19 protein-coding genes and 1 tRNA gene are annotated in these 21,714 nt (G+C 59.3%); 12 read left to right on the top strand and 8 right to left on the bottom strand.

The features are described from left to right. The first annotated feature begins 150 nt into the window (after window positions 1-150). Both J7382_RS02935 and J7382_RS02940 read left to right on the top strand, forming a co-directional pair. Window positions 151-1,209, top strand: a complete 1,059-nt coding sequence (locus tag J7382_RS02935; protein WP_209066993.1) for a tetratricopeptide repeat protein — start codon at window positions 151-153, stop codon at window positions 1,207-1,209. Window positions 1,210-1,505: 296 nt separating this feature from the next. Further along, the gene (locus J7382_RS02940; RefSeq protein WP_209066994.1) at window positions 1,506-2,744 is read left to right on the top strand and encodes a hypothetical protein; all 1,239 of its coding nucleotides are present in this window, start codon (window positions 1,506-1,508) and stop codon (window positions 2,742-2,744) included. An 11-nt stretch (window positions 2,745-2,755) separates the two neighbouring features. On the opposite strand, the gene J7382_RS02945 is transcribed toward J7382_RS02940, so the two are convergent. Then, the gene (locus J7382_RS02945; RefSeq protein WP_058241040.1) at window positions 2,756-2,941 is read right to left on the bottom strand and encodes a DUF1674 domain-containing protein; all 186 of its coding nucleotides are present in this window, start codon (window positions 2,939-2,941) and stop codon (window positions 2,756-2,758) included. A gap of 74 nt (window positions 2,942-3,015) precedes the next feature. On the opposite strand from J7382_RS02945, the gene J7382_RS02950 reads away from it, so the two are divergent. The 7 genes from J7382_RS02950 (at window position 3,016) to J7382_RS02980 (ending at window position 11,783) form a co-directional block, all read left to right on the top strand. Beyond that, entirely contained in the window at window positions 3,016-4,287 is a 1,272-nt protein-coding gene (locus J7382_RS02950) for a transcription antitermination factor NusB (protein WP_209066995.1), read from the top strand. 105 nt (window positions 4,288-4,392) lie between these two features. After that, complete coding sequence (locus J7382_RS02955; protein WP_209066997.1) at window positions 4,393-6,135, top strand: heparinase II/III family protein; 1,743 nt, start codon at window positions 4,393-4,395, stop codon at window positions 6,133-6,135. A gap of 19 nt (window positions 6,136-6,154) precedes the next feature. Then, the gene (purH, locus tag J7382_RS02960) at window positions 6,155-7,744 is read left to right on the top strand and encodes a bifunctional phosphoribosylaminoimidazolecarboxamide formyltransferase/IMP cyclohydrolase (protein ID WP_209066999.1); all 1,590 of its coding nucleotides are present in this window, start codon (window positions 6,155-6,157) and stop codon (window positions 7,742-7,744) included. A 189-nt stretch (window positions 7,745-7,933) separates the two neighbouring features. Further along, entirely contained in the window at window positions 7,934-8,407 is a 474-nt protein-coding gene (lspA, locus tag J7382_RS02965; RefSeq protein WP_058241194.1) for a signal peptidase II, read from the top strand. 52 nt (window positions 8,408-8,459) lie between these two features. After that, entirely contained in the window at window positions 8,460-8,981 is a 522-nt protein-coding gene (locus J7382_RS02970) for a DUF3035 domain-containing protein (protein ID WP_247744785.1), read from the top strand. Window positions 8,982-9,135: 154 nt separating this feature from the next. Then, window positions 9,136-10,476: a pitrilysin family protein gene (locus J7382_RS02975; RefSeq protein ID WP_209067002.1), complete on the top strand. Its 1,341-nt coding sequence runs from the start codon at window positions 9,136-9,138 to the stop codon at window positions 10,474-10,476. Continuing rightward, the gene (locus J7382_RS02980; RefSeq protein ID WP_209067003.1) at window positions 10,473-11,783 is read left to right on the top strand and encodes a pitrilysin family protein; all 1,311 of its coding nucleotides are present in this window, start codon (window positions 10,473-10,475) and stop codon (window positions 11,781-11,783) included. Before J7382_RS02975 ends, J7382_RS02980 begins: the two co-directional genes overlap by 4 nt. A 67-nt stretch (window positions 11,784-11,850) precedes the next feature. Here the strand turns inward: J7382_RS02980 and J7382_RS20205 are convergent, their stop codons facing one another. The 4 genes from J7382_RS20205 to J7382_RS03000 form a co-directional block, all read right to left on the bottom strand. Then, the gene (locus tag J7382_RS20205) at window positions 11,851-14,070 is read right to left on the bottom strand and encodes a bifunctional diguanylate cyclase/phosphodiesterase (RefSeq protein ID WP_209067005.1); all 2,220 of its coding nucleotides are present in this window, start codon (window positions 14,068-14,070) and stop codon (window positions 11,851-11,853) included. Between the two features lie 295 nt (window positions 14,071-14,365). Beyond that, a complete protein-coding gene (locus tag J7382_RS02990) occupies window positions 14,366-15,172 on the bottom strand; it encodes a glycosyltransferase (protein WP_209067006.1) in 807 nt (268 codons plus the stop codon). 180 nt (window positions 15,173-15,352) lie between these two features. Further along, window positions 15,353-15,428: transfer RNA gene (locus J7382_RS02995), tRNA-Ala, on the bottom strand. 109 nt (window positions 15,429-15,537) lie between these two features. Beyond that, window positions 15,538-15,864: a TIGR02300 family protein gene (locus tag J7382_RS03000; RefSeq protein WP_209067008.1), complete on the bottom strand. Its 327-nt coding sequence runs from the start codon at window positions 15,862-15,864 to the stop codon at window positions 15,538-15,540. A gap of 108 nt (window positions 15,865-15,972) precedes the next feature. Between J7382_RS03000 and J7382_RS03005 the strand changes: the two genes are divergently transcribed. Then, entirely contained in the window at window positions 15,973-16,671 is a 699-nt protein-coding gene (locus J7382_RS03005) for a SprT family zinc-dependent metalloprotease (RefSeq protein ID WP_209067010.1), read from the top strand. A 104-nt stretch (window positions 16,672-16,775) separates the two neighbouring features. Beyond that, entirely contained in the window at window positions 16,776-17,432 is a 657-nt protein-coding gene (locus tag J7382_RS03010) for a GntR family transcriptional regulator (protein WP_058241050.1), read from the top strand. Between the two features lie 20 nt (window positions 17,433-17,452). Here the strand turns inward: J7382_RS03010 and J7382_RS03015 are convergent, their stop codons facing one another. Together J7382_RS03015 and J7382_RS03020 are read right to left on the bottom strand one after the other, a co-directional pair. Further along, complete coding sequence (locus J7382_RS03015; protein WP_209067011.1) at window positions 17,453-18,778, bottom strand: MFS transporter; 1,326 nt, start codon at window positions 18,776-18,778, stop codon at window positions 17,453-17,455. Between the two features lie 190 nt (window positions 18,779-18,968). Beyond that, a complete protein-coding gene (locus J7382_RS03020) occupies window positions 18,969-19,931 on the bottom strand; it encodes an acetyl-CoA carboxylase carboxyltransferase subunit alpha (protein ID WP_209067012.1) in 963 nt (320 codons plus the stop codon). Window positions 19,932-20,079: 148 nt separating this feature from the next. Between J7382_RS03020 and J7382_RS03025 the strand changes: the two genes are divergently transcribed. Further along, window positions 20,080-20,985, top strand: coding sequence for an AraC family transcriptional regulator (locus J7382_RS03025; protein WP_209067014.1), 906 nt, complete (start codon window positions 20,080-20,082; stop codon window positions 20,983-20,985). Window positions 20,986-21,049: 64 nt separating this feature from the next. On the opposite strand, the gene J7382_RS03030 is transcribed toward J7382_RS03025, so the two are convergent. Beyond that, the gene (locus J7382_RS03030) at window positions 21,050-21,649 is read right to left on the bottom strand and encodes a LysE family translocator (RefSeq protein ID WP_058241054.1); all 600 of its coding nucleotides are present in this window, start codon (window positions 21,647-21,649) and stop codon (window positions 21,050-21,052) included. Window positions 21,650-21,714: the final 65 nt, after the last annotated feature.

The raw sequence follows: 21,714 nt of genomic DNA on the forward strand, positions 1-21,714 counted from the left end.
CTTTCGAGAGCCGGTCATTCGCCTAAGTGATAGGTCTGACCTATCCGACAGAACAGGTTGTTTGCGTCTAGGAAGGCTCTATTACGCAACGGAAGCCGCTTTTTCTCTCATTTTTTATTTGTTTGCGGCGCATTTTTGAAAGGCGTCAGCATGACCGGCCAACGCGAATTACCAAATGAACACAGCGATTTGGACCGTGTGGACGCGCGTTTGAACACCACACAGGATGCCGGCGGTATCGTTGAGAGCGGTGTGGAGGGGGTGCCCAATACGTTTCTTTGGGGAGCGGTTTGTGTGTTGGTGCTGGGAATGGGGTCTTTCTGCGCTTTTTCTGATGCTATCAGAGAGGTCCGGCGTCCGTTTCCTGAGTTCCACAAAGCAGCGTCGGTCGTGGCGGCGGAGGACCATGTTTTGTTGCCGCAGTCAGCGTCCAGGCTTGAGGTGATGACGCCGGAGAAGCTGGATATGGTTGGACGCAACCACATGTTTTCCTTCATGGATGTGGCGCGCCAGAAGCGTGTTATCTCGCATTCTAAAGCTGTAATCTCGCGCTATCCAGATTATCCGGGCAGCTATGCCACAGCAGCGCACAGTCTTAGCAGCATTGCGATTGTGACGCGTGGATCTGGGCGGGCGCAGGGGGTGCTGCGAGAAGCGCAGGCGATGCTAGATTTGGCGGTGGAAAGAGGCGCCGATGATCCCTGGACCTTGTCTGCTGCAGGTTGGACAGCCTTTGGCGCGGGGCGCTGGGAAGAGGCGAAAAACCTTAGCTTACAGGCATATAGATCAGAAGGGGGGGATCGGCGCATCTTGATTTTTCATGCGCTCATCCTATTATTTATGGGAGAGTTCGAGCAGGTTCTGGAAGTCACTCAACCTGCTGCGGATGCGCCGGGGCAGGGCAATCCAGCGATTTATGGCTTTGCAGCCTTTGAGCTGGGCAACTATCAATCTGCCTTGGAGGCGTTTGAGTTGGCTCTCAATCGGGGTGTTGAACAAAACGCTGTACGCGCCTCTTTCCTTGCGGCTTCTTATGAGGCCGTTGGTCGTCACAAGGAGGCGACAAAGCTGGTGGGAGAGATCAGGCGACAGTGGCCGACATTCCAACCTGAAAGAGTGCACGCTGTGTTCATGACTGGTGTTTCGGAAGATTATGGGCAGCGGTATTTGCGTTTGTTTCAAGCGGCAGGATGGCGCAGCGACGCATAGGGATGTGCCGGGGTGTTAACTTTTACTGGAAGGCCGTTTTTGACGTCGGTATTGCGTCGGTTTTCCACCGGTATCACAGCGGTGCTTTTTCAGGCGTGCAAAGGTTAACGGTTCGATGTCAAAATTTCTGCCTCGGGGGTGACCGAAACGGGTTTCGGTGCTTTGCTGGAAGGTATGTTAACATTCCCCCTCTAGGTCAGGTCAGGAAAATGCGCGGCCATGTTTAAATCTGGAGTTGGCCGCATGAGAGAGGCCGGGAACTATGACAGACTGCTTCCCAAGTTAAGACAGACAGGATGACGGTTTCGCACACAGAATTGAGACCTGCGGCTGAACGCGTACAGGCCTATCTGCAAAGCGCACATCCCGAAGCGCTGGGCTTCCTTTTTGGCCGTCTGCTCAAAGTATATCTGTCTGAATTGCCTGCGGCTGCGCTTTCCGATGTTTCAGAAGACAGTATGGCGCTGTTGCAACGTGCGTTGACCACTTACTACACCGGCGCCGGATACGGAGAGCCTTTGCGCTTCACCATTGATCAGGGCAGGTTCGCACTGATGGTAGAAACTCTAGACTCGCAGAACGCTGCGCTGATGCAGGAGGCTCAGAAGAGCAGTGGTCATTGGCTTTTGGTTCTGGCGGCAGCATGTTTCGTGATCGGCATCTTTGGCTCTCAGATGCTCGACATCAAGCAAAGCCCACACCCCGAAGATAAATGGGCTGAACGTGAAGCCCACCTTGTTGGGCTGCCGGACATGTCAGGGCTGAATGCACGAGAAATCATGGAGCAGGCTTTCCCCGTGATGCTGCCCTTTGTGGATTATCCGGGGCAAAAACGGGCGGCGGAGATGTTTCGTCACGCTGTGCATATTGAGCCTCTGAATGCGGATGCGCATGCGTCTTTTGCGATCAGCATGATCAGTCTTGCCATTCTGACCATGGGAGGCGGGCAATCGCGGGCCTATCTTCTGGAAGCGGATAAGGGGCTCTCCATTGCCAGGGCGCTGGCTCCTGAGAGTGCGCGTGTGCTGATGGCGCAGGGGATGCGCCAGATGCTGGGAGACGACTGGAATGCGGGATGGGTTCTGGCAGAGCAAGCCTATGCCGCTGCGCCTGATGACCCATTTATTTCGTATTTTTATGGCTTCGTCGGATTTTACAACGGTCGATTTGAGCAGGTTGCGATTGCCACCAATCCTGACACCCATGGGTTCACCGGGGAAGTCTTGTCCGCGCATCGCTTACACTATGGTCTCGCACAGTTTTTTCTGGAAAATTATGCGGATGTGATCAAAGCGCTGGAATGGGATATTGCGGAACGTAGTGATGTCTCTGTGTTTGATTTTGCTTTCGCGGCGGCGGCGCATGAAAAGCTTGGTAATCATGAGCGAGCCAGCGAGTTGATCGGTCTGATGCGCGAAAGATATCCCGACCTGCGTCCCAATTTGACGCTCTCGGGGCGATACACATTGAGGCCGAGTTTCATTGGCCCTTTTGTAGAGGCCTTTGCTGCGGCGGGTTGGGATTTTGAAGAGTAGGGGGCTTAAGCCTAGAAATCTATGGCGAGGCCCTTTTTCTCCCAGTCGCCGTAGCGCACAGGCTCTGGCCCATCACGGCCGCCCAGCTCGGTGGGCATTTCCATCGCTTTGGCCTTTTGGCGGCGCTCCTCTGCTTCGGCGAGGGCGCGTTTGGCGGCTTCGGGCAGGTCTGCGCGGGTTTCGGGCGTGTCGCTCATGAGAGGGTTCCTTTCAAGCTGCCCCCTTGATATACGCGCCCGTCCGCTGTTCTCAAGCCCGCAAGGAATCTCCTATGTCCAAATCCGGTTACCAAACCCGCCGCAGTGCCGTGCATCTGCTTGACAAGGTCATGGGGGACGGGCGCCTGATGTCTGATGTCATTCAGGCGGGGGCCTTGCAGAAGCTGGATCCGGCAGACCGGGCGCGTGCGCAACGGTTGGCGACAGAGACGCTGCGCTCTTTGGAGCGGGCGGATCGGGTGTTGCAGAAACATCTGAAAAAGACACCGGCGATGACGGTGCAGAATGTGCTGCGCATGGCGACGGTGGAGTTGTGTCAGGGCGGTGCGGCGCATGGGGTGATCAATGACGCGGTGGAGATTGTCAGCAAAGGCAAGCGCACGGCGGGCATGAAGGGGCTTGTGAATGCGGTGCTGCGCAAGGTCGCGGACAAAGGGCAGGAGGACTGGGACAAGCTGCGGGTGCCACGCTTGCCAAAATGGCTGCGCAAACCCTTGGCACAGGCCTATGGAAATGAGGTCATGCTGGAGATTGAGGCGGCGCATTTTGCCGGTGCGCCGCTGGACCTGACGGCCAAGGGTGATGCCGCCGCGCTGGCTGAAATGGTCGGGGGCAGGCTTTTGCCAAGCGGATCGGTGCGTCTTCAGGAGGCCGGGCAGGTGACGGCCTTGCCGGGGTTCAAGCAGGGCCAATGGTGGGTGCAGGATGCGGCGGCCGCCTTGCCGGCAAAGGTGCTGAAGGCGCAGCCGGGTGAAAAAGTGCTGGATCTCTGTGCCGCTCCGGGGGGGAAGACCATGCAGGTCGCCGCCGCTGGCGCGCATGTGACGGCGGTGGATGACAACCCCGCGCGGATGGAGCGGCTGCGGGAAAACCTCAAGCGGGTGCAGTTGCAGGCAGAGGTTGTTGTGGGTGATGTCATGGCGCAAGAGGGGCAATATGATGCGATCCTGCTGGATGCGCCCTGTTCGGCCACCGGCACCATTCGACGCCACCCGGATCTGCCTTTTGCCAAGGATGGCAGTGAATTTGGCGATCTGATTGGCATGCAGGAGGTGTTTCTGGATCACGCCATTGGCTTGCTGAAACCGGGCGGGCGGCTTGTGTTTTGCACCTGTTCGCTACTGCCGGATGAGGGTGAGGTGCAGGTGGAAGAGGCCGTGGCGCGCTGGGCGGATATTACGGTAGATCGCGACGCGGTGCTGATTGATGGCGTGGATCCGGCATGGGTCACCGAAGAAGGTGGCCTGCGTCTGCGGCCAGACTACTGGGCCGCGCAGGGCGGTATGGATGGCTTTTATATGGCGATGTTGCGCAAGGGGGCGTGAGCCGTCTCTTGCCATGGGAGATTTGCGCGCGATTGAATCGGTGACTCAGCGCTAACAGCTCGCTACACTCCTGCCAAAACGCCAGAGAGCGTAGAGGCAGAGTGGATGTCCAACCCAGAAACCATATCGGCGCGATGGACCCGTGTGATGCACCGTGTGGCGGCGCGCATGGCGACGCGCGCAGGCCCGGCGACGGGCTTTACCAGCATGCCAGAGCCACGCACCATCGGGCTGTATGCCCGTGGCAAACAGTTGGTTGCAGGCAATTTTCTTTTTGCCGGTCATCTTGTGACGGCCCCCAATACGTCGATGTGGGACCTTGAGGCGCCTGACGAGGTCTTTGCCGAGGATCTGCATGGCTTTGCCTGGCTTGATGATCTGGCGGCGGTGGGCGATGCGCCTGCGCGGGAGCGGGCGCAGGACTGGCTGTGGCGTTGGATTGCGCGCTATGGGCGCGGTGTTGGGCCGGGCTGGACACCTGATCTTGCCGGGCGGAGGCTGATCCGGTGGATCAGCCATGCGATTTTCCTGCTACGGTCGCGAGATTCGGCTCAGTCTGAGGAATTTTACCGCTCCTTGGCGCAGCAGACGATTTTCCTCTCCAAACGCTGGCACAAGACTGCCCCGGGATTGCCCAGGTTTGAGGCGCTGACCGGGTTGATTTATGCCGGGCTGGCGTTGGAAGGGATGGGCATGCATGTGGCCCCCGCCTGTAAGGCGCTGGACAAGGAATGCGCGCGGCAGGTGGATGCGCAGGGTGGTATTCCGACGCGCAACCCGGAAGAGCTGTTGGAGGTGTTTACGCTACTGACCTGGGCGGCGACCGCGTTGAAAGAGGCGGACATGCAGCCCTCGGAGGTGCATCTGCAGGCGATTGAGCGGATCGCGCCGACGCTGCGCACACTGCGCCATGCGGATGGCGGGTTGGCGCGGTTTCATGGCGGCGGGCGCGGCATGGAGGGGCGTCTGGACAGTGCCTTGGCCGAAAGCGGCAACAAGACACGGCAGGCGGATGGGCTGGCGATGGGCTATGCGCGCCTGTCAGCAGGGCGCACCAGCGCGGTGATTGATGCCAGCGCACCGCCAAGCGGGGCCAGCTCGCTGAATGCCCATGCCTCCACATTGGCGTTTGAGCTGACCAGCGGGCGGCGGCCTGTGGTGGTGAATTGTGGCTCCGGGGCCAGCTTTGGCGAGGACTGGCGGCGGTTTGGCCGCGCGACGCCCTCACATTCGACGGTGACAGTGGATGAACTCTCCAGCGCGCGGCTTGGTCAGGAAGGCAAGGGCTGGCGTGAGGAGCAACTGGTGGATGCCCCCAAGAATGTGCCGATCCAGATGAGCCAGGCCAGCGACGGGCTGCGCTTTGAAGGGGGGCACGATGGTTATGTGAAAACCCATGGGTTGACCCATGCGCGGACTTTGGAGCTGACCTTTGATGGGCGCGGCATGGCGGGTGAGGATTTGCTGGTGGCGATGGATGATGTCGCCAAACAGCGGTTTGATAAAGCCATGGACGATGGAGCCTTGCAGGGCATCGGGTTTGAGATCGCCTTTCATCTGCACCCTGAGGTGGACGCCAGTCTGGATATGGGCGGCGCGGCGGTGTCGATTGCGCTCAAGAGTGGGGAATTGTGGGTGTTCCGCCATGATGCCATTGCCAAAATGCGGCTGGATGCCAGTGTTTTTCTGGAAAAAGGGCGATTAAAGCCACGTGCGACGAAACAAATCGTTCTATCTGGCGTGGCAATGGAGTATGCGACCCGCATCCGGTGGTCGTTGAGCAAAGCCCATGAGACCAATGTGGCGATCAGGGACCTGAACCGGGATGAGATGGAATTAAACAGCTGAGCCCAAGGACCCCGCCCCTATGACCGATCTCCACCCCATTCGCCGCGCATTGCTCTCCGTATCCGACAAGACCGGATTGATCGAACTGGCCACTGCGCTTTCAAACCGGGGTGTTGAGCTCCTCTCAACGGGCGGTTCCGCCAAAGCCATGCGCGACGCCGGTCTGGCGGTGAAAGACGTGTCTGAGGTCACCGGGTTCCCGGAAATGATGGATGGCCGCGTAAAAACGCTGCATCCCAAGGTGCATGGTGGCTTGCTGGCGCTGCGCGACAATGACGATCACGTGGCCGCTATGGACGAACATGGTATCGGTGCCATCGACCTTCTGGTGGTGAACCTCTATCCATTTGAGGCCACCGTGGCCGCAGGCGGGGACTATGAGACCTGCATTGAAAACATCGACATTGGCGGCCCGGCAATGATCCGTGCGGCATCCAAGAACCATGGTTTTGTGAATGTGGTTGTTGATGTTGAAGACTACGATGCGCTGCTGGCGGAGCTGGATGCAAACGATGGGCAGACAAGCTTTGCCTTCCGTCAGAAACTGGCACAGACCGCCTATGCGCGCACCGCGGCCTATGATGCGGCTGTGTCCAATTGGATGGCGAAAGCGCTTGAAGAGAAAGCCCCTCGCCGTCGTGCCTTTGCCGGCGAAATCAAACAGACCCTGCGCTATGGCGAAAACAGCCATCAGGAAGCGACCTTCTACACTGATGGATCAGGCCGCGCGGGTGTGGCGACGGCCACCCAGCTTCAGGGCAAAGAGCTGAGCTACAACAACATCAATGACACGGATGCGGCGTTTGAGCTGGTCGCGGAGTTTGATCCGGCGGTGAGCCCGGCTGTGGCGATCATCAAACACGCCAATCCTTGCGGTGTGGCCGTGGGCGCCACCTTGGTCGAAGCCTATCAGAAAGCCTTTGATTGTGACCGCACCTCTGCCTTTGGGGGCATTGTGGCCCTGAACCAGCCGCTGGATGCAGAGACCGCCACTAAGATTGTTGAGATCTTCACCGAGGTGGTGATTGCGCCGGGTGCCTCGGAAGAGGCAAAAGAGATCTTTGCGGCCAAGAAGAACCTGCGTCTCCTGCTGACCGATGGTCTGCCTAATGTGCGCGAAGCGATCACCGCCTATAAGCAGGTCGCCGGTGGCGTGTTGGTGCAGGACAAAGACGTCGGCTACGTCAGCAAAGAGGATCTGAAGGTGGTGACCAAAGTGGCCCCTTCAGAGGCGCAGCTCGACGATCTGCTGTTTGCGTGGAAAGTGGCCAAACATGTGAAATCTAACGCCATCGTCTATGTCAAAGGCGGCGCAACCGTTGGGGTGGGTGCCGGACAGATGAGCCGTCTGGACAGCGCCAATGTGGCCGCAGCCAAGGCGCAGCGTATGGCCGATGAGTTGGGCATGAGCGAGAGCCCGGCCAAGGGCTCTGCTGTGGCCTCTGATGCCTTCTTCCCCTTTGCCGATGGTCTTATGGAAGCGGCGGCAGCAGGTGGCACCTGTGTGATTCAGCCGGGTGGCTCCATGCGTGACGAAGAAGTGATCAAGGCGGCAGATGAGGCCGGTCTGGCGATGGTCTTCACCGGAATGCGCCATTTCCGGCACTAATTTTGTCCTAAGATCCCGCCGTGTGGCACGCTTTACGCGGCGGGACATGTCCAGTTTTGGATTTCTCGCAACCCCCTTGTTGACGATACCTTGCTTGCCGTAGCATAGAGGCAACAGTAGGGCGCAAGATTCTGTGATCAACACGGAGCCGCGCCAAGAGGCAGACAGGCAGAAAGGGGGACGCGGTTGTTGCGTCTTGTGTTTTGGGCAGGCTTTTGGGCCTTTATCACCGATCAGGCGAGCAAATTCCTTGTGCTCAATGCGCTCAATCTGCGCGAGGTGATGCATATCGATGTCTTTCCGCCCTTGCTGCAGTTTCACATGGCGTGGAACCGGGGCATTAACTTTGGCCTGTTTTCTGACAGCCCGGAGGCGGCCAAATGGGTGCTTATCGCTCTGGCGATTCTCATTTGTGGGTTTGTGCTTTATTGGGTGCGCAAAGATCCGCCGGGCAAATGGGGCATGATCAGCGCAGGTCTGCTGATTGGCGGCGCGCTGGGCAATGTTGTGGACCGCCTGTTGTTCGGGGCGGTGGTTGATTTTCTCAATATGTCCTGCTGTGGCATCAACAATCCTTATGCGTTCAACGTGGCGGATATCTGGATTTTTGCCGGGGCGATTGGTCTTGTCATCTTTGGTGGTGGCGACAAAAGAGAAGCGTGACCTTATCCGTTTGATCGGGTAAAGCTGTGCTCAATGTACTGGAGAGGTGAGCATGGGCGTGATGCGTCTGAAGTGTCTGGGACTGTTGATGGTGGTGGCTGTGGCCGGATGCACCAGCAGCGATACTCTGCGTTCCAATCAATCTTCGACCCCCGGGCCGGATGAGTTTTCGATCCTGCCAAGAAAAGAGCTCACCCAGCCTGCGGATTATGCGGCACTGCCGCCACCCGTGCCGGGTGGGGTGAACCGCACGGATCAGGATCCTTTGAGTGATGCGGTGGCCGCGCTTGGTGGCTCTGCTGCGGCGCGCAGCGCTCTGAACAGCTCTGTGCCCAGCAGTGACAGCGCGCTGGTGAGCTACGCCTCGCGCATGGGGCGTGATCCCAACATTCGCCAAGTGGTGTTTGAGGAAGATGAAGAGTTCCGCAGAAAGCGGGGGCGCTTTACCAGTATTCGGATCACCAAGAAGGGCCTCTATGAGGATGTCTATAAACCTCAGGCGCTGGACTATCGCGAAGAATGGTGGCGCTGGAAGCGGGCTGGGGTGCAAACCCCTTCGGCCCCTGTGCAGTGACACGGGGCGCGCGGTCTCACTTTCTCGTTTGATCTCTTGCAGCGCCCCTTCGGGGGCGTATCTATTTGATATGACAATTTGCCAATGTGCACGGAACACGCGGGCTCTGAGCCCTAGGGCATGTGCTGGCGCTTAAGGGTTGGGAGACACAAGTATGTTGCGACGGATCGTCTTGGCGGTGATTGCAGGCGCGGGCCTTGCAATGCCGGCGGTGGCTGAGGACATCGTTACGGATTTCACCTTGGACAATGGCATGCAGGTTGTGGTGGTCGAGGATCACCGCGCGCCTGTGGTGATGCATATGGTGTGGTATCGCGCCGGATCGGCGGATGAGAAACCCGGCGTCTCCGGGGTGGCACATTTTCTGGAGCATCTGCTGTTCAAAGGTACGGACACGCTGGCGCCGGGCGAGTTTTCGGCAACTGTGGCGGCCAATGGTGGGCGGGATAATGCTTTCACCAGCTATGACATGACAGCCTATCATCAGCGCGTGGCGGCAGACCGGCTGGAGCTGATGATGCGGATGGAGAGCGACCGCATGGTCAATATCCGGCTTGGCGAAGAGGAGATCCTGACGGAGCGTGATGTCATTATTGAGGAGCGCAATCAGCGCGTGGAGAACAATCCCGGTGCGCTGTTTCGTGAACAGCTGAATGCGGCGCAGTATCTGAACCACCGTTACGGCGTGCCGATCATTGGCTGGCGTCATGAGATGGAGGCGCTGGATTTGGAAGATGCGCTGGAGTTCTATGGCACCTTTTATGCGCCCAACAACGCGATCCTGATTGTGGCGGGGGATGTGCAGCCTGACGAGGTCAAGGCGCTGGCGGAGCAGTATTACGGCGTGATCCCCGCCAACCCGGATCTGCCGGAGCGGGCGCGCCCAAGTGAGCCGCCTCAGACCAGCGCGCGGCGGATGGTGTTTTATGATGCCCGTGTGGCGCAGCCCTATGTGACGCGCAGCTATCTGGCCCCGGAGCGTAACCCAGGCGATCAGAAACAGGCGGCGGCGCTGACCTTGTTGGCGGAGCTTCTGGGGGGCGGACAGACTTCTGTGCTGAGCCAGAAATTGCAGTTTGAGACCCAGCAGTCGATTTATGCGACCTCCTGGTATCGGGGAACCTCGCTGGATGCGACCACCTTTAATCTGCTGACCGTGCCCGCACCGGGCATCACGTTGCAGGAGGCAGAGGATGCGATGGATGGCGTTGTGGCCGCCTTCATGGAGGAGGGCGTGGATGAGGCTCATCTGGACCGTATCAAGATGCAGCTGCGGGCCAGCGAAATCTATGAGCGTGACAGTGTGGAAAGCGTGGCCAACCGCTATGGGCGGGGGCTGACGGCTGGGCTGACCATTGCCGATATTCAGGCCTGGCCCGAGGTGTTGCAGGCGGTCACCCCGGAGGAGATCATGGCGGCGGCTGAGATGATTTTTGACAAGGACAAATCGGTGACCGGATGGCTCAAGATCGCAGAAGAGGAGGTCTCCCAATGATCCGCGCGTGGATGGCCCGAGGGGCGATGATTGTGGCGATGTGCGTGGCAGCACCGGCCTGGGCAGAGATTGATATCAAGGAAGTGACCTCGCCGGGCGGCATCAAAGCCTGGCTGGTGGAAGAGCCGTCGATCCCTTTTGTGGCGCTAGAACTCCGGTTTAAAGGCGGCACTTCGCTGGATACAGAGGGGAAACGCGGGGCGACCAATCTGATGGTGGGGTTGCTGGAAGAAGGCACCGGTGAGCTGGATGCGCAGGGTTTTGCCAAAGCCTCAGAGGAACTGGCGGCACAGTTCGGCTATGACAGCCACGCCGATGCCGTCTCGATTTCGGCCCGGGTGCTGAGCGAGAATCGCGACGCTGCGCTTGATCTGTTGCGTCAGTCGCTGGTGGCACCAAGCTTTCCGCAGGATGCCTTGGACCGTGTGCGTCAGCAGGTGCTCTCGGGCATCCGCTCTGATCTCAAGGACCCGGAACGCATTGCCAGCACCCGGTTGGCAGAGTTGATCTATGGTGACCATCCTTATGGCTCAAATGGGGAAGGCACAGTAGAGAGTGTTACCCATCTGACGCGGGGCGATATGATCGCCGCCCATCAGGGGGCTCTGGCTAAGGATCGGCTGTTTGTGGGCGTAGTGGGCGACATCACCGCGCAGGAGCTTGGCCCGTTGCTGGATCAGTTGCTGGGGGATCTGCCTGAGACGGGGGCACCGATGCCCACGCCTGCGCAGCTGGAGATCGCGGGGGGCGTGGATGTGGTGGATTTCAACACACCTCAATCCGTGGCGGTCTGGGCGCAGGAGGGCATGGATCGCGATGATCCTGATTTCTTTGCGGCCTATGTGCTCAACACCATTCTGGGTGGGGGCGGTTTTGAGAGCCGTCTGATGACCGAGGTGCGCGAAAAACGCGGGCTGACCTATGGGGTCTACAGCTATCTGGTGCTGCGAGATCTGGCCAATGTCTATCTGGGCAGCGTGTCCTCCGCCAATGATCGCGTGGCGCAGGCGCTTGAGGTGGTGCAGGCAGAATGGGCGCGCATGGCCGCTGAAGGTGCGACAGCAGAAGAGGTTGAGAAAGCCAAGGCGCTGCTGACCGGTGCCTATCCTCTGCGCTTTGACGGCAATGGGGCGATCGCCAATATCATGGTCTCCATGCAGATGGACGGCATGCCGATTGATTACATCGCCACGCGCAATGACAGGGTTGATGCGGTGACCACCGAAGATGTGGCGCGGGTGGCGCGTCAGTTTCTGGACAGCGACGGGCTGTTGTTTGTTGTGGTTGGGCAGCCAGAAGGTCTCTGACTCAGAGTTTGATGCGAAAACCGCCGCTGTGGGGAGGCCCATGGCGGCGGTTTTTATTTGGGCATGTTTATTCGGGCGTGACAGAGACGCGCGGCGTGGCCATGTCGCTTTGGCCGTAAGCGGCCAGCAGGTCGCTGAGCGGCAAGGGGCGTGCGAAGAGAAAGCCCTGCAGAAAATCACAGCCAGAGTGACGCAGGAAGGCGCGCTGGGCCTCGGTCTCGACGCCTTCTACAACCACAGACATGGAGAGCACCTGACCGATGTTGATCATCGTGGTCAGCAGGCCTTTGGTGTTGTCTGTGAAATTGTGCCCCACCAGAAAGCTCTTGTCGATTTTGAGCGAGTGGAACTCAAACAGGTGCAGGTAGCTCAGGCTGGAATAGCCAGTGCCAAAATCATCCAGCGCAAAGCGCACACCGAGATTGTTCAGGGTCTGTTGGACTGTCTGAGTGTCTTCGATGCGGTCCAGAATTTGCGATTCCGTGATTTCCACGGTGAGCTTTTCAGCGGGTAACCCATGCGTGGCGAGGGCGTTTTCTACATCTTGTGCAAATTCCGGATGCAAGAGCTGAGAGGAGTTCACATTGATGGAGACACCAAACGCCATGGGCCATTCGGCGGCATCCTTGATGGCATTCTGGACCACCCATTTGCCAATGTCTGGCATGAGCCCGGAGGCCTCCGCCAATGGCAGGAAGCGATCAGGCGGCACCAGTCCGCGTGTCGGGTGGTTCCAGCGCAACAAAGCCTCCACCCCTGTCGGGGTGGCATCTGGGTTGCGCAGGATTGGCTGGTAGTAGAGTTCCAGCTGCCCGTCCTGTGCGGCGGTCTGTAGATCCGAGCGCAATTCCCGGTTTTCGATCAGCCCGTCATCCATGGCAGGATCAAAGACGGCAAAATCGCGCTGTGCGGTGGTTTTGCAGTGGCGCAACGCCACATCGGCGGCATGCATCAGTTCCTTGGCGCTTTGTCCGTGATCGGGGAAATGTGCCACGCCTGCGCGGCACTGAGGGGCGATTGGCTTGCCGCCAATGGTCAGGGGTTGATTGAGGCTGCTGAGCAGGTCACGGGTGGCGGTTTCAATTTCAGTCGCATCTTCATAGCCAGTGACCAGGATCACAAATTCATCTCCGCCCACACGTCCGGCAATGCGATTGGTGGCAAAGCGGGTGTTAATGCGACTTGAGAGAACCTTGATCACCTCATCGCCTGCCGCATGGCCCCAAGTGTCGTTGATGTGCTTGAAGCGATCGATGTCGCAATAAATCAACGCTGCGGCCCCAGAAGGCGGATTGTCGAGCGCGTCGGCTGCGCGCTCGTAGAAATGCTTGCGTTCGGCAAAGCCTGTGAGGCTGTCATGTTGGGCGTCATGCAGGGATTTCTGAACAAGAGCTTTGAGTTTGTTCTGTGCGCGGGCGTTGCGCAGGATGGCAATGGTGGCCAGCGCAACGATCAGCCCGACAAACAGTAGCAACACGGGCGCGGAAGTCAGCAGGATGATCATGCTGCGGCTCATGGGGGGCCATGTCAGATAGCCTTTGACGCTGTCATCTGCTCCGAGAATTGGGAATTCTGCCCAGCGATCGCCGGGCGTGGGAGAGAATTCCAGATGGGCGAGGGACAGGTTTTGCAGAATGCGGTCCAGATGCGGGCGATCAAGAAGGTGAATGGTCACCAGCACATAGGGCATGTTTTCGGAAATTGGGATGCCGCCCGGATCGGGCACAATGGCGAAGCTGCCGACAAGGGCCACCTGCTCCTTGATGGTGAGTGCCTGAATGTCTGAAAGCTGATCAAGTTTGCCAGAGAAATTCCCGCTCCCCTGAGGCATGAGGGCGCGGAGTTCCCGAAAGTTTGTGCGAATCTCTGCGACGGCGGCCTGAAACATTGGGTTGGTGAGCACAGGGGCAACATCGCTGACCTCGGCTGTTGTGTGCTCAAAGGCGACCTGATCGTCCGGGGAAAGCAAGAAGGCGCCGGAATGCGGAAACTCCTCGGCCATGTCATCCGCAAAACGGTTTTTCACCCAAGGGCCGGAGAAGTCATATTCGATGTTGATATAGGCCGCGTTGGAGGCAGCGTAGCGCTCCATTTCATTGAGGAGGGCATATTTGTGACTTTCAAAAACGCGCTGAACGGAGGCAATTTCGCGTCTGCTGGCACGTTCTTCTGCATCCCATATCAGCGTGAACACCACGCCAAAGGCCACGATGAGGGCCGCGAAACAAAACAGAACAATGAGCTCAACGGAGCGGGATTGGCTCAGCCAGCTGAGACGCTCGCGCACGATCACTTACCTCCGGTCTTGCGCCATGTGGGACACGATTGGCGCATGTTTGCCGATACGCGATGCGATACTTGTCCGCATTGCGCATTTCTACCTTTGGCCCCCAGCCTCTCAAATGTGCGGGAAAAAACCTTCGGGATCAACGGCTAAGTCTTCAAGCCTTAAGATTTGCCCAACGTTGCACCATCTTGCGAATGCGGCTTGTGCCATTTATGCCGGGCACATTGCCCCCGCACGCTTTCCGGGCGCACAGGGGGGCTATTCTGTCTGAAGGCACGGGTCTGTTTGGGAGAGCTTATTGGAATATTGAGCCTGTGTGATCGCGCCACTCGTGGCGTTCAGGGGCGGAGGCCGATTTGTTGCGCACGATGTAAGGCGCAATCTCATCCATCGGAATTTGCTGGATGTTTTTGCCTGCGGCGCTCCAACTGTCGTAGTGATCTGCCAGTTCCGCTCGATATGTCGCAAAGACTTCGGCATAGTCCGGGAATTGCTTTTGCAATGTACCAAGTACGGGATCCAAGCCGGCTTGCGGTAGTTTGTGGAGATTGATCAGAGAGATCAGAGTGCCGATGCCTGTCACGAGCCCGACATCGTTGGTGGCCTTGCGTTCGATCAGGCTGGTGCAGAGATCCAGCACGGCTTTGATGAAGGCGTTCTGGGGATGTTTGACGTAGATGACGCCATTGAGGACCAGATCGAAATTCATGGATCCCATCAGGCTCAACACAGGGTGCGAGGCGACGTTGCCGGGCACATCGTTGAAGTTCATGAGGAAGCCGTCTTTTTCGGGATCCAGGCCGGTCAAAAATTCATCCAGCGGGTGATGATTTTCCCATGTGATATCAACATAGAGCCCACCCAGAACATAGAGGGCGCAATAGCGGAAATAATCTGAGGCCATGGCCGGCAGGGCGCAGGCGGCAAAGGCTTTTTGTTCGCGTGGGCCAAAGTGCTCTGCGATGAAAGCTGCGGCGCTTTGGCGATCAAACAGGTGCCTGCTGCCTTGGGCGCAGGCTGTGGTCCAAGTGTCCTGACAGGCTTGCAGATCATCTGGCAGGGTGCCTTGGTGCCAATATTGAATCAGGGTGAGGTCGTTCATTAGAGCTCTCAATAAACTAAAAAATTGATGCTCTTTCCTGTCGGTATCTCGGGGGCTCTGTCAATGCTGTAGGCGGGCATCCGAAGGGAGCAACGTAGAGTTTTGCCCGATCTGCTGGATCTGCAAACACCAAAAATGCGCAGGCTCTCAAGTCATGTAAACTGTCTTAGTGGAGTGATTTGGTGGAGCCTAGGAGGATCGAACTCCTGACCTCTACAATGCCATTGTAGCGCTCTCCCAGCTGAGCTAAGGCCCCAAACCAGTGTGACGTTTCCGTCTGTGTGCGCCTGATTAGGCGCTTCCCGGGGCGGGTTCAAGCGAAAAATTCCGCCCCTGAGAAGTTTTTTGAAGATTTTTTCGGACGATCAGTTGTCGTCGTCTTCAGACGCCACATCCGCGATTTCATCCAGCGAAACGTTGTCGTCTTCGTCGTCATCCAGAACATCATCATCGAGGTCCAGATCTACGGCGTCATCATCTTCCAGCACGTCATCCGCGTCATCCAAGTTGGCGGATTTTGCCTTAAGTGTTGCGGCGTCTTCTGCATCGGCAGCAATCATACGGCTTTTGCCGGCTTCTACTTCAACGACGTCGCCTGTGTATGGGCTGATGACAGGGTTCTTGTTCAGGTCATAAAAACGTTTGCCTGTGGTTGGGCACACACGTTTGACGCCCCATTCTTCCTTGGGCATGGGTAATCCCCTTCAATCGGTTGAGTCGGTCTCGACGGTTTGCGCGACGTGCCATATCAAGGGCCGCGTGTCAAAGGGTATCACACCAAACGCGGCGAAGGAGGGCCTATGGCGCAACATATCATCCCCGGAGCGCCGCCCATCACGGTGGTTTTGCGCCCGTCTTCACGGGCGCGCCGCATCAGCCTGCGGGTGTCGCGACTGGATGGCAAGGTGACCCTGACCGTGCCGCGCGGTGTCAGCGCGGCGCAGGCGCTCGGGTTTGCCGAAGAGAAACAGGACTGGTTGCGCCAGCAACTGGCGAAACAGCCTGCGCAGGTCACCATTGCGCTTGGAGCGCAGGTGCCGGTGGCCGGGCGGGAGCGGGTGATTGTGGCCGGCACGGGGCGCAGTGTTGTCTTGGGGCAGGAAACGCTGGCGGTGCCGGGCAAGCCGGATCAGGTGGCGCGACGGGTGCAGACTTATCTCAAAGACCTGGCGCGGCACCGATTGTCAGAGGCGGTGGATCACTATGCCATGCGCCTTGGTAGAGCGCCGAGCCGCATGACGCTGCGCGATACGCGCTCACGCTGGGGCTCGTGCTCTTCTGCCGGGGCGCTGATGTTTTCCTGGCGTCTGGTGATGGCCGCGCCGGAAGTGTTGGATTATGTGGCGGCTCATGAGGTGGCGCATTTGCAGGAGATGAACCACTCTCAGGCGTTTTGGGATGTGGTGATGCGGTTGCATGGGCCCTATGAGACGCCGCGCCGCTGGCTGCGCACGGATGGGCAGGTTCTGCACCGATACCGCTTTGAGGATAGGGGCTGAGCCTGTGGGGGGCTCCGCCTGTTGCGGGCGGGGCAGGGCGGGCCATCTGAAGCCTGTGACAGGCTGCGGTTGACGCACGCCTTTTTTGTGATCACAAGAGATCTATGATTACCCATGCGCGCCCTGCCTCCTCTGATCCATCCACGTCGGCCCATGACCGGGTCTATCGCGCGCTCAGGGCGCGGATCATGTATGGCGAATTGGCCCCCGCCGAGGCGTTGACGCTGCGGGGCATTGGCAAGGAGTATGAGGTCTCCATGACCCCGGCACGGGAGGCGGTGCGCCGTCTGGTGGCCGAAGGGGCGCTGACCCTGTCCAGCTCCGGGCGGGTGGCCACGCCGGAGCTCTCGAGTGAGCGCCTGGAAGAGCTGGCAGCGCTGCGGGCGTTGATTGAGGTGGAGCTGGCCAGCCGGGCGCTGCCGCGGGCGCATATGGCGCTGATCGACCGTTTGGTGAGCATCAATGGCACGGTGGCTGACGCGGTGCGTAAAGGGGATTCTGTTGGCTATATCCGCGCCAATCTGGAGTTCCACCGCACGCTTTATTTGCGGGCGCAGGCCCCGGCGATGCTGGCCATGGCAGAGACCGTCTGGCTGCAGCTGGGACCCACCATGCGGGCGCTCTACGGGCGGCTGCGGCGCACAGAACCGCCGCATTATCATCGGCTGATCATTGCCGCGCTGAAGGCCGGGGATGAGCCGGGGCTGCGTTTGGCCGTGCGGTCAGATGTGACGCAGGGATTGCGGCTTCTGGCGCGCTAGGTCCGGATTTGAAACGCGGATCAGGCGCGGTTTGGCCAGACCAGATGATTGTCATCAATGATGAAGTCATGGGCGTGATTATGCGCGCCGTGAGCCTTTAGATGCGGGTGGTCTGCTGGCAGATCGGGGTGCGTATGCGGCAGATCTGCGGGGCTGCGCTGCCAGAGCGCAAATCCCAGCGCGGCGCTGCCAAGGCCGATCACGCTCAGCACGATCAATGACAGCGCCTGAGATCCGGCGGTGGCGGTCCAGCCAGCCAGTGGATAGGCCAGCAGCCAGCAGGCGTGGCTGAGCGCAAAATGCGCGGTAAAGACAGCGGCGCGATCCTCGGGATGGGCGGAGCGTTTGAGCAGGCGGCCTGAGGGGGTCATGACGGCGGAAAACAGCAACCCTGCGCAAGCCCAGATCGCAAGGAAGCCTGTCCAAGTAAGGGGCCCCTGCGTCCAGATCACGAGCCCATGGGCCAGTTGTACAAGGGCCAGCAGGGCCGCGCTCAGTCCCATAAGGCTGCGGTCAGAGATGTGGTGGAGCAGCCGTGGCAGGGCGAAGGCCGCGATCATGCTGCCCACCCCAAAAGCTCCCATGGCAATCGCAAGACCACTTTCCGCCATGCCATAGCTGTCGCGCACCACAACCACGGTGTTCACAAGCACATAGGCGGTGGTGGCCGCTGCGGCCATGTTGAAGGCCAAGAGGCCACGCAGGCGGGGTGTTGAGAGGTAGATCCAGCTGCCGCGCGTCAACCGGGCCACAAAGGGGCGTTCGGTGCTGGGCGCGCGGCGGGGCAGCCGGGTGCTGAGGATCAGCAGCGCGGAGAGGGCAAACCCTAGCGCAGTGCCAACAAACAGACCGCTGAAGCTCATAACCAGAAGCAATAGACCTGCAAAGGCGGGGGAGAGGATGTTCTCCAGATCCGAGGCCAGTCGCGACAGGGACAGCGCCTGTGTGTACTCCTCCTCATCGGGCAGAATATCGGGAATGGTGGCCTGAAAGGTCGGCGTAAAGACGCCGGAGGCCACTTGCAGCAGAAAGATCAGCGCGTAGACCTGCCCGACACTGTCCACAAAAGGCAGGCAAAGCGCCACGCCGATGCGAATCACATCCGCGCCGATCAGGACAGCACGGCGCGGCAGTTTGACAACCAATGCGCCCATCACCGGCGAGAGGCCAACATAGGCCACCATCTTGATGGTATAGGCGATGCCGAGCACTGCGCCGGCATTGGCACCGGCCAGATCAAACGCCAGCAGGCCCAGAGCAATCGTTAGGAGGCCGCTGCCTGCTAGCGCCACCAGTTGTGCGGCAAACAGGCGCGAGAAAATCGGGTGTTTCAGCAGTGTCCACATAGGCTCAGGCTACGTCTTCAGCACGGTAAAGCAAGCGCTCTCTTGTCGGCTCTTCTGCGCCAGAGAGGGCGCGCAGAGGCTCAAGGCGCAGCCTTGAGCCGGGCCCAACCAAAATCGCGCCTCAGGGGAGGCGCGGGTTTTGGGCGGGAGCGCCGCGTGGCTGGGCTCAGGTTTGGCCTCAGGCCTGGACTTAGGCGGCGAGGCCTTTGGCACCGATGTTGAGGAATTTTTTGCGCCGGTTTGACACCAGATCAGCGGCAGACATCTCTTCCAACTCGCCGAGCATTTCGGCAATGGCGTCGGCCACATTCTGCATGGTGGCGGCGCGGTCGCGGTGTGCGCCGCCTTTGGGCTCAGAAATTACCCGATCGGCCACGCCAAGCTGATGCAGATCCTGTGCGGTCACCCGCAGGGCTTCTGCGGCTTCGCGCATCTTGGTGCTGTCTTTCCACAGGATCGAGGCACAGCCTTCCGGGCTGATCACCGAATAGACCGAATGTTCCAGCATGGCGACGCGGTTGGCGGTGGCAAAGGCCACGGCGCCGCCTGAGCCGCCTTCGCCGATGATCACAGACACCAGAGGCACGCCGATCTGCAGGCACATTTCCGTGGAGCGGGCGATGGCCTCAGACTGGCCGCGCTCTTCGGCACCTTTGCCCGGATAGGCCCCGGCAGTGTCCACCAGTGTCACAACCGGCAGGCCAAAGCGCCCGGCCATTTCCATCAGGCGCACCGCCTTGCGGTAGCCTTCCGGACGCGCCATGCCAAAGTTATGGGCGATGCGGGATTTGGTGTCATTGCCCTTTTCCTGACCGATCACCATGACCGGCTTGCCATTAAAGCGCGCCAGCCCCCCCATCACCGCCAGATCGTCGGCAAAGTTGCGGTCGCCCGCCAGCGGGGTGTAATCGGTGAACAGCGTGTCGATATAATCGCGGCAATGCGGGCGCTGTGGATGGCGCGCCACCTGACATTTGCGCCAGGGAGTCAGATCTTTGTACAGCTCTTCGAGCAGCTCTGCGGCCTTACGGTCTAAAGCCGCCGCTTCGTCGGTGACATCCATCTCTTCGTTTTGCCGCGCCATGGCGCGCAATTCTTCGGCTTTGCCTTCGATTTCGGCGAGCGGCTTTTCGAAGTCGAGATAGTTGGTCATTGGGCACTCCACGCGCTTGTCTCACTTCAGAGCTATATGACGCTGACCAAGGGTAATTGCAACGGGGCATGGCATTGGTCAGGATCGCAACTCAGCAAGATTTGTCCTGTGGAGCTGTGACAGTCAGGGGGCAGAGATCAAAGAGGATGTGATGCAGAATTATGAGGCGCGCATGTTGCGGGTGCTGACCTATATCCACGACCATCCGGCAGAGGATCTGTCGCTGGATCGTCTGGCGGAGGTGGCGGCCATGTCGCGCTTTCACTGGCACCGGGTGTTTCGGGCCATGACCGGGGAAACCTGCGCGCAGGCCGTGCGGCGTGTGCGCCTGCATCGGGCTGCAAGCCTGTTGCTGCGCGAGGATGTCCCTGTGACCGAGGTGGCGCAGCAGGTGGGTTATGACCAGCTGCGCAGCTTCAACCGGGCCTTTGCCGCCCAGTATGGGCAGACGCCGCAGGCCTTTCGGAGCCAGCCCACCTGTACGCCATCAGATGCCTTGCATGCGCTTTATCTCGCCCCTGAGACAAAAACCGGAGAGAGATTTATGTATGATGTCATTGTGCGTAGCGCGCCTGAGCAGATCGTGATCGGCTTGCCGCATCAAGGCAGCTATCATGAGATTGGCGCAGCCTTTGAGCGATTTTTCACCCTATGTCAGAGCCGCAACCTCTGGCCCCGGCTGGGGCTGCCGATTGGGCTCTATTTCGACAATCCCGCCGAAGTGGCAGAGGCGGAGTTGCGCAGTATGGCGGGCGCGGAACTGCTTGCGGGAGAGGTGCCTGCAGAGATGCAGCGCAAAGTGCTGCCTGCTGGGCGGATGGCTGTTTTGACCTACCAAGGCCCTTATGCTGGCCTGTCGGGGGCCTATGACGTGCTTTATGGGCAATGGTTGCCCCAATCGGGCGAATTGCCCGCTGATGCCCCCTGTTTTGAAAGGTATCTCAACAATCCACGCGAGGTGGCAGAAGCGGATCTGTTGACAGAAATCTGCCTGCCGCTTTTGACGCGCGCGGAAGCGGCGGATGTGGCGACACCTGCGGGTGTCACCGGCTAGAGAACGCGGAGCAAGGTGTGCAGCGGTGGATCAGGCCGCTGCACAATCAGAGCCTATGCGGGCATCAGGAAGGCATTAGGAAGACGGGGATCAGGGAGGCGAGCAGCAACCCGGCCATGGTCCAGTTGAAAATCATCAACCGCTGAGGGCGGTTGAGCAGGCGGCGGATGCCGGTGCCCAGCACCGTCCAGGCAGCGGCGGAAAAACAGCCGATCAGCAGATAAGTGCCAGCCACCATCAGGATGGCGTCAAGGTCGCGGGAGGTGGCGTAGAGCGTGATGGCGCCCAGCCCCATGGTCCAGGCTTTGGGGTTGACCCATTGAAAGGCGGAGGCCTGGAGATAGGTCAGCGGGCGGCTCTCGGTATCCGCATCCTTTGGCGGTGCGGCATGGGCGATTTTCCAGGCCAGCCAGAACATATAGACCACAGCGATCACACGCAGCACGGTGTGGCTGTGCGGCCAGGCATCAAACAGCTGCATGACCCCCAGGCCGACCAACGTCAGCATGGCCGGAAAGCCTGTGGCCACGCCCAGAAGATGGGGCAGCGAGCGGCGCAGACCGAAATTGGCCCCGGAGGCCATGAGCATGAGATTGTTGGGACCCGGCGAAAACAGGGTGGCAAAAGCGAAGAAGGCGAGGGCGAGGAAGATATCAGTAGTCATTGCGCAATCCTGAGCGAAAAAATGCGCCATGGAATTGCGTTTAGTGTGTTATTGCATATAAGTTC

This window comes from Shimia sp. R11_0 (genome assembly GCF_017744035.1).
GTDB classification, from domain to species: domain Bacteria; phylum Pseudomonadota; class Alphaproteobacteria; order Rhodobacterales; family Rhodobacteraceae; genus Shimia; species Shimia marina.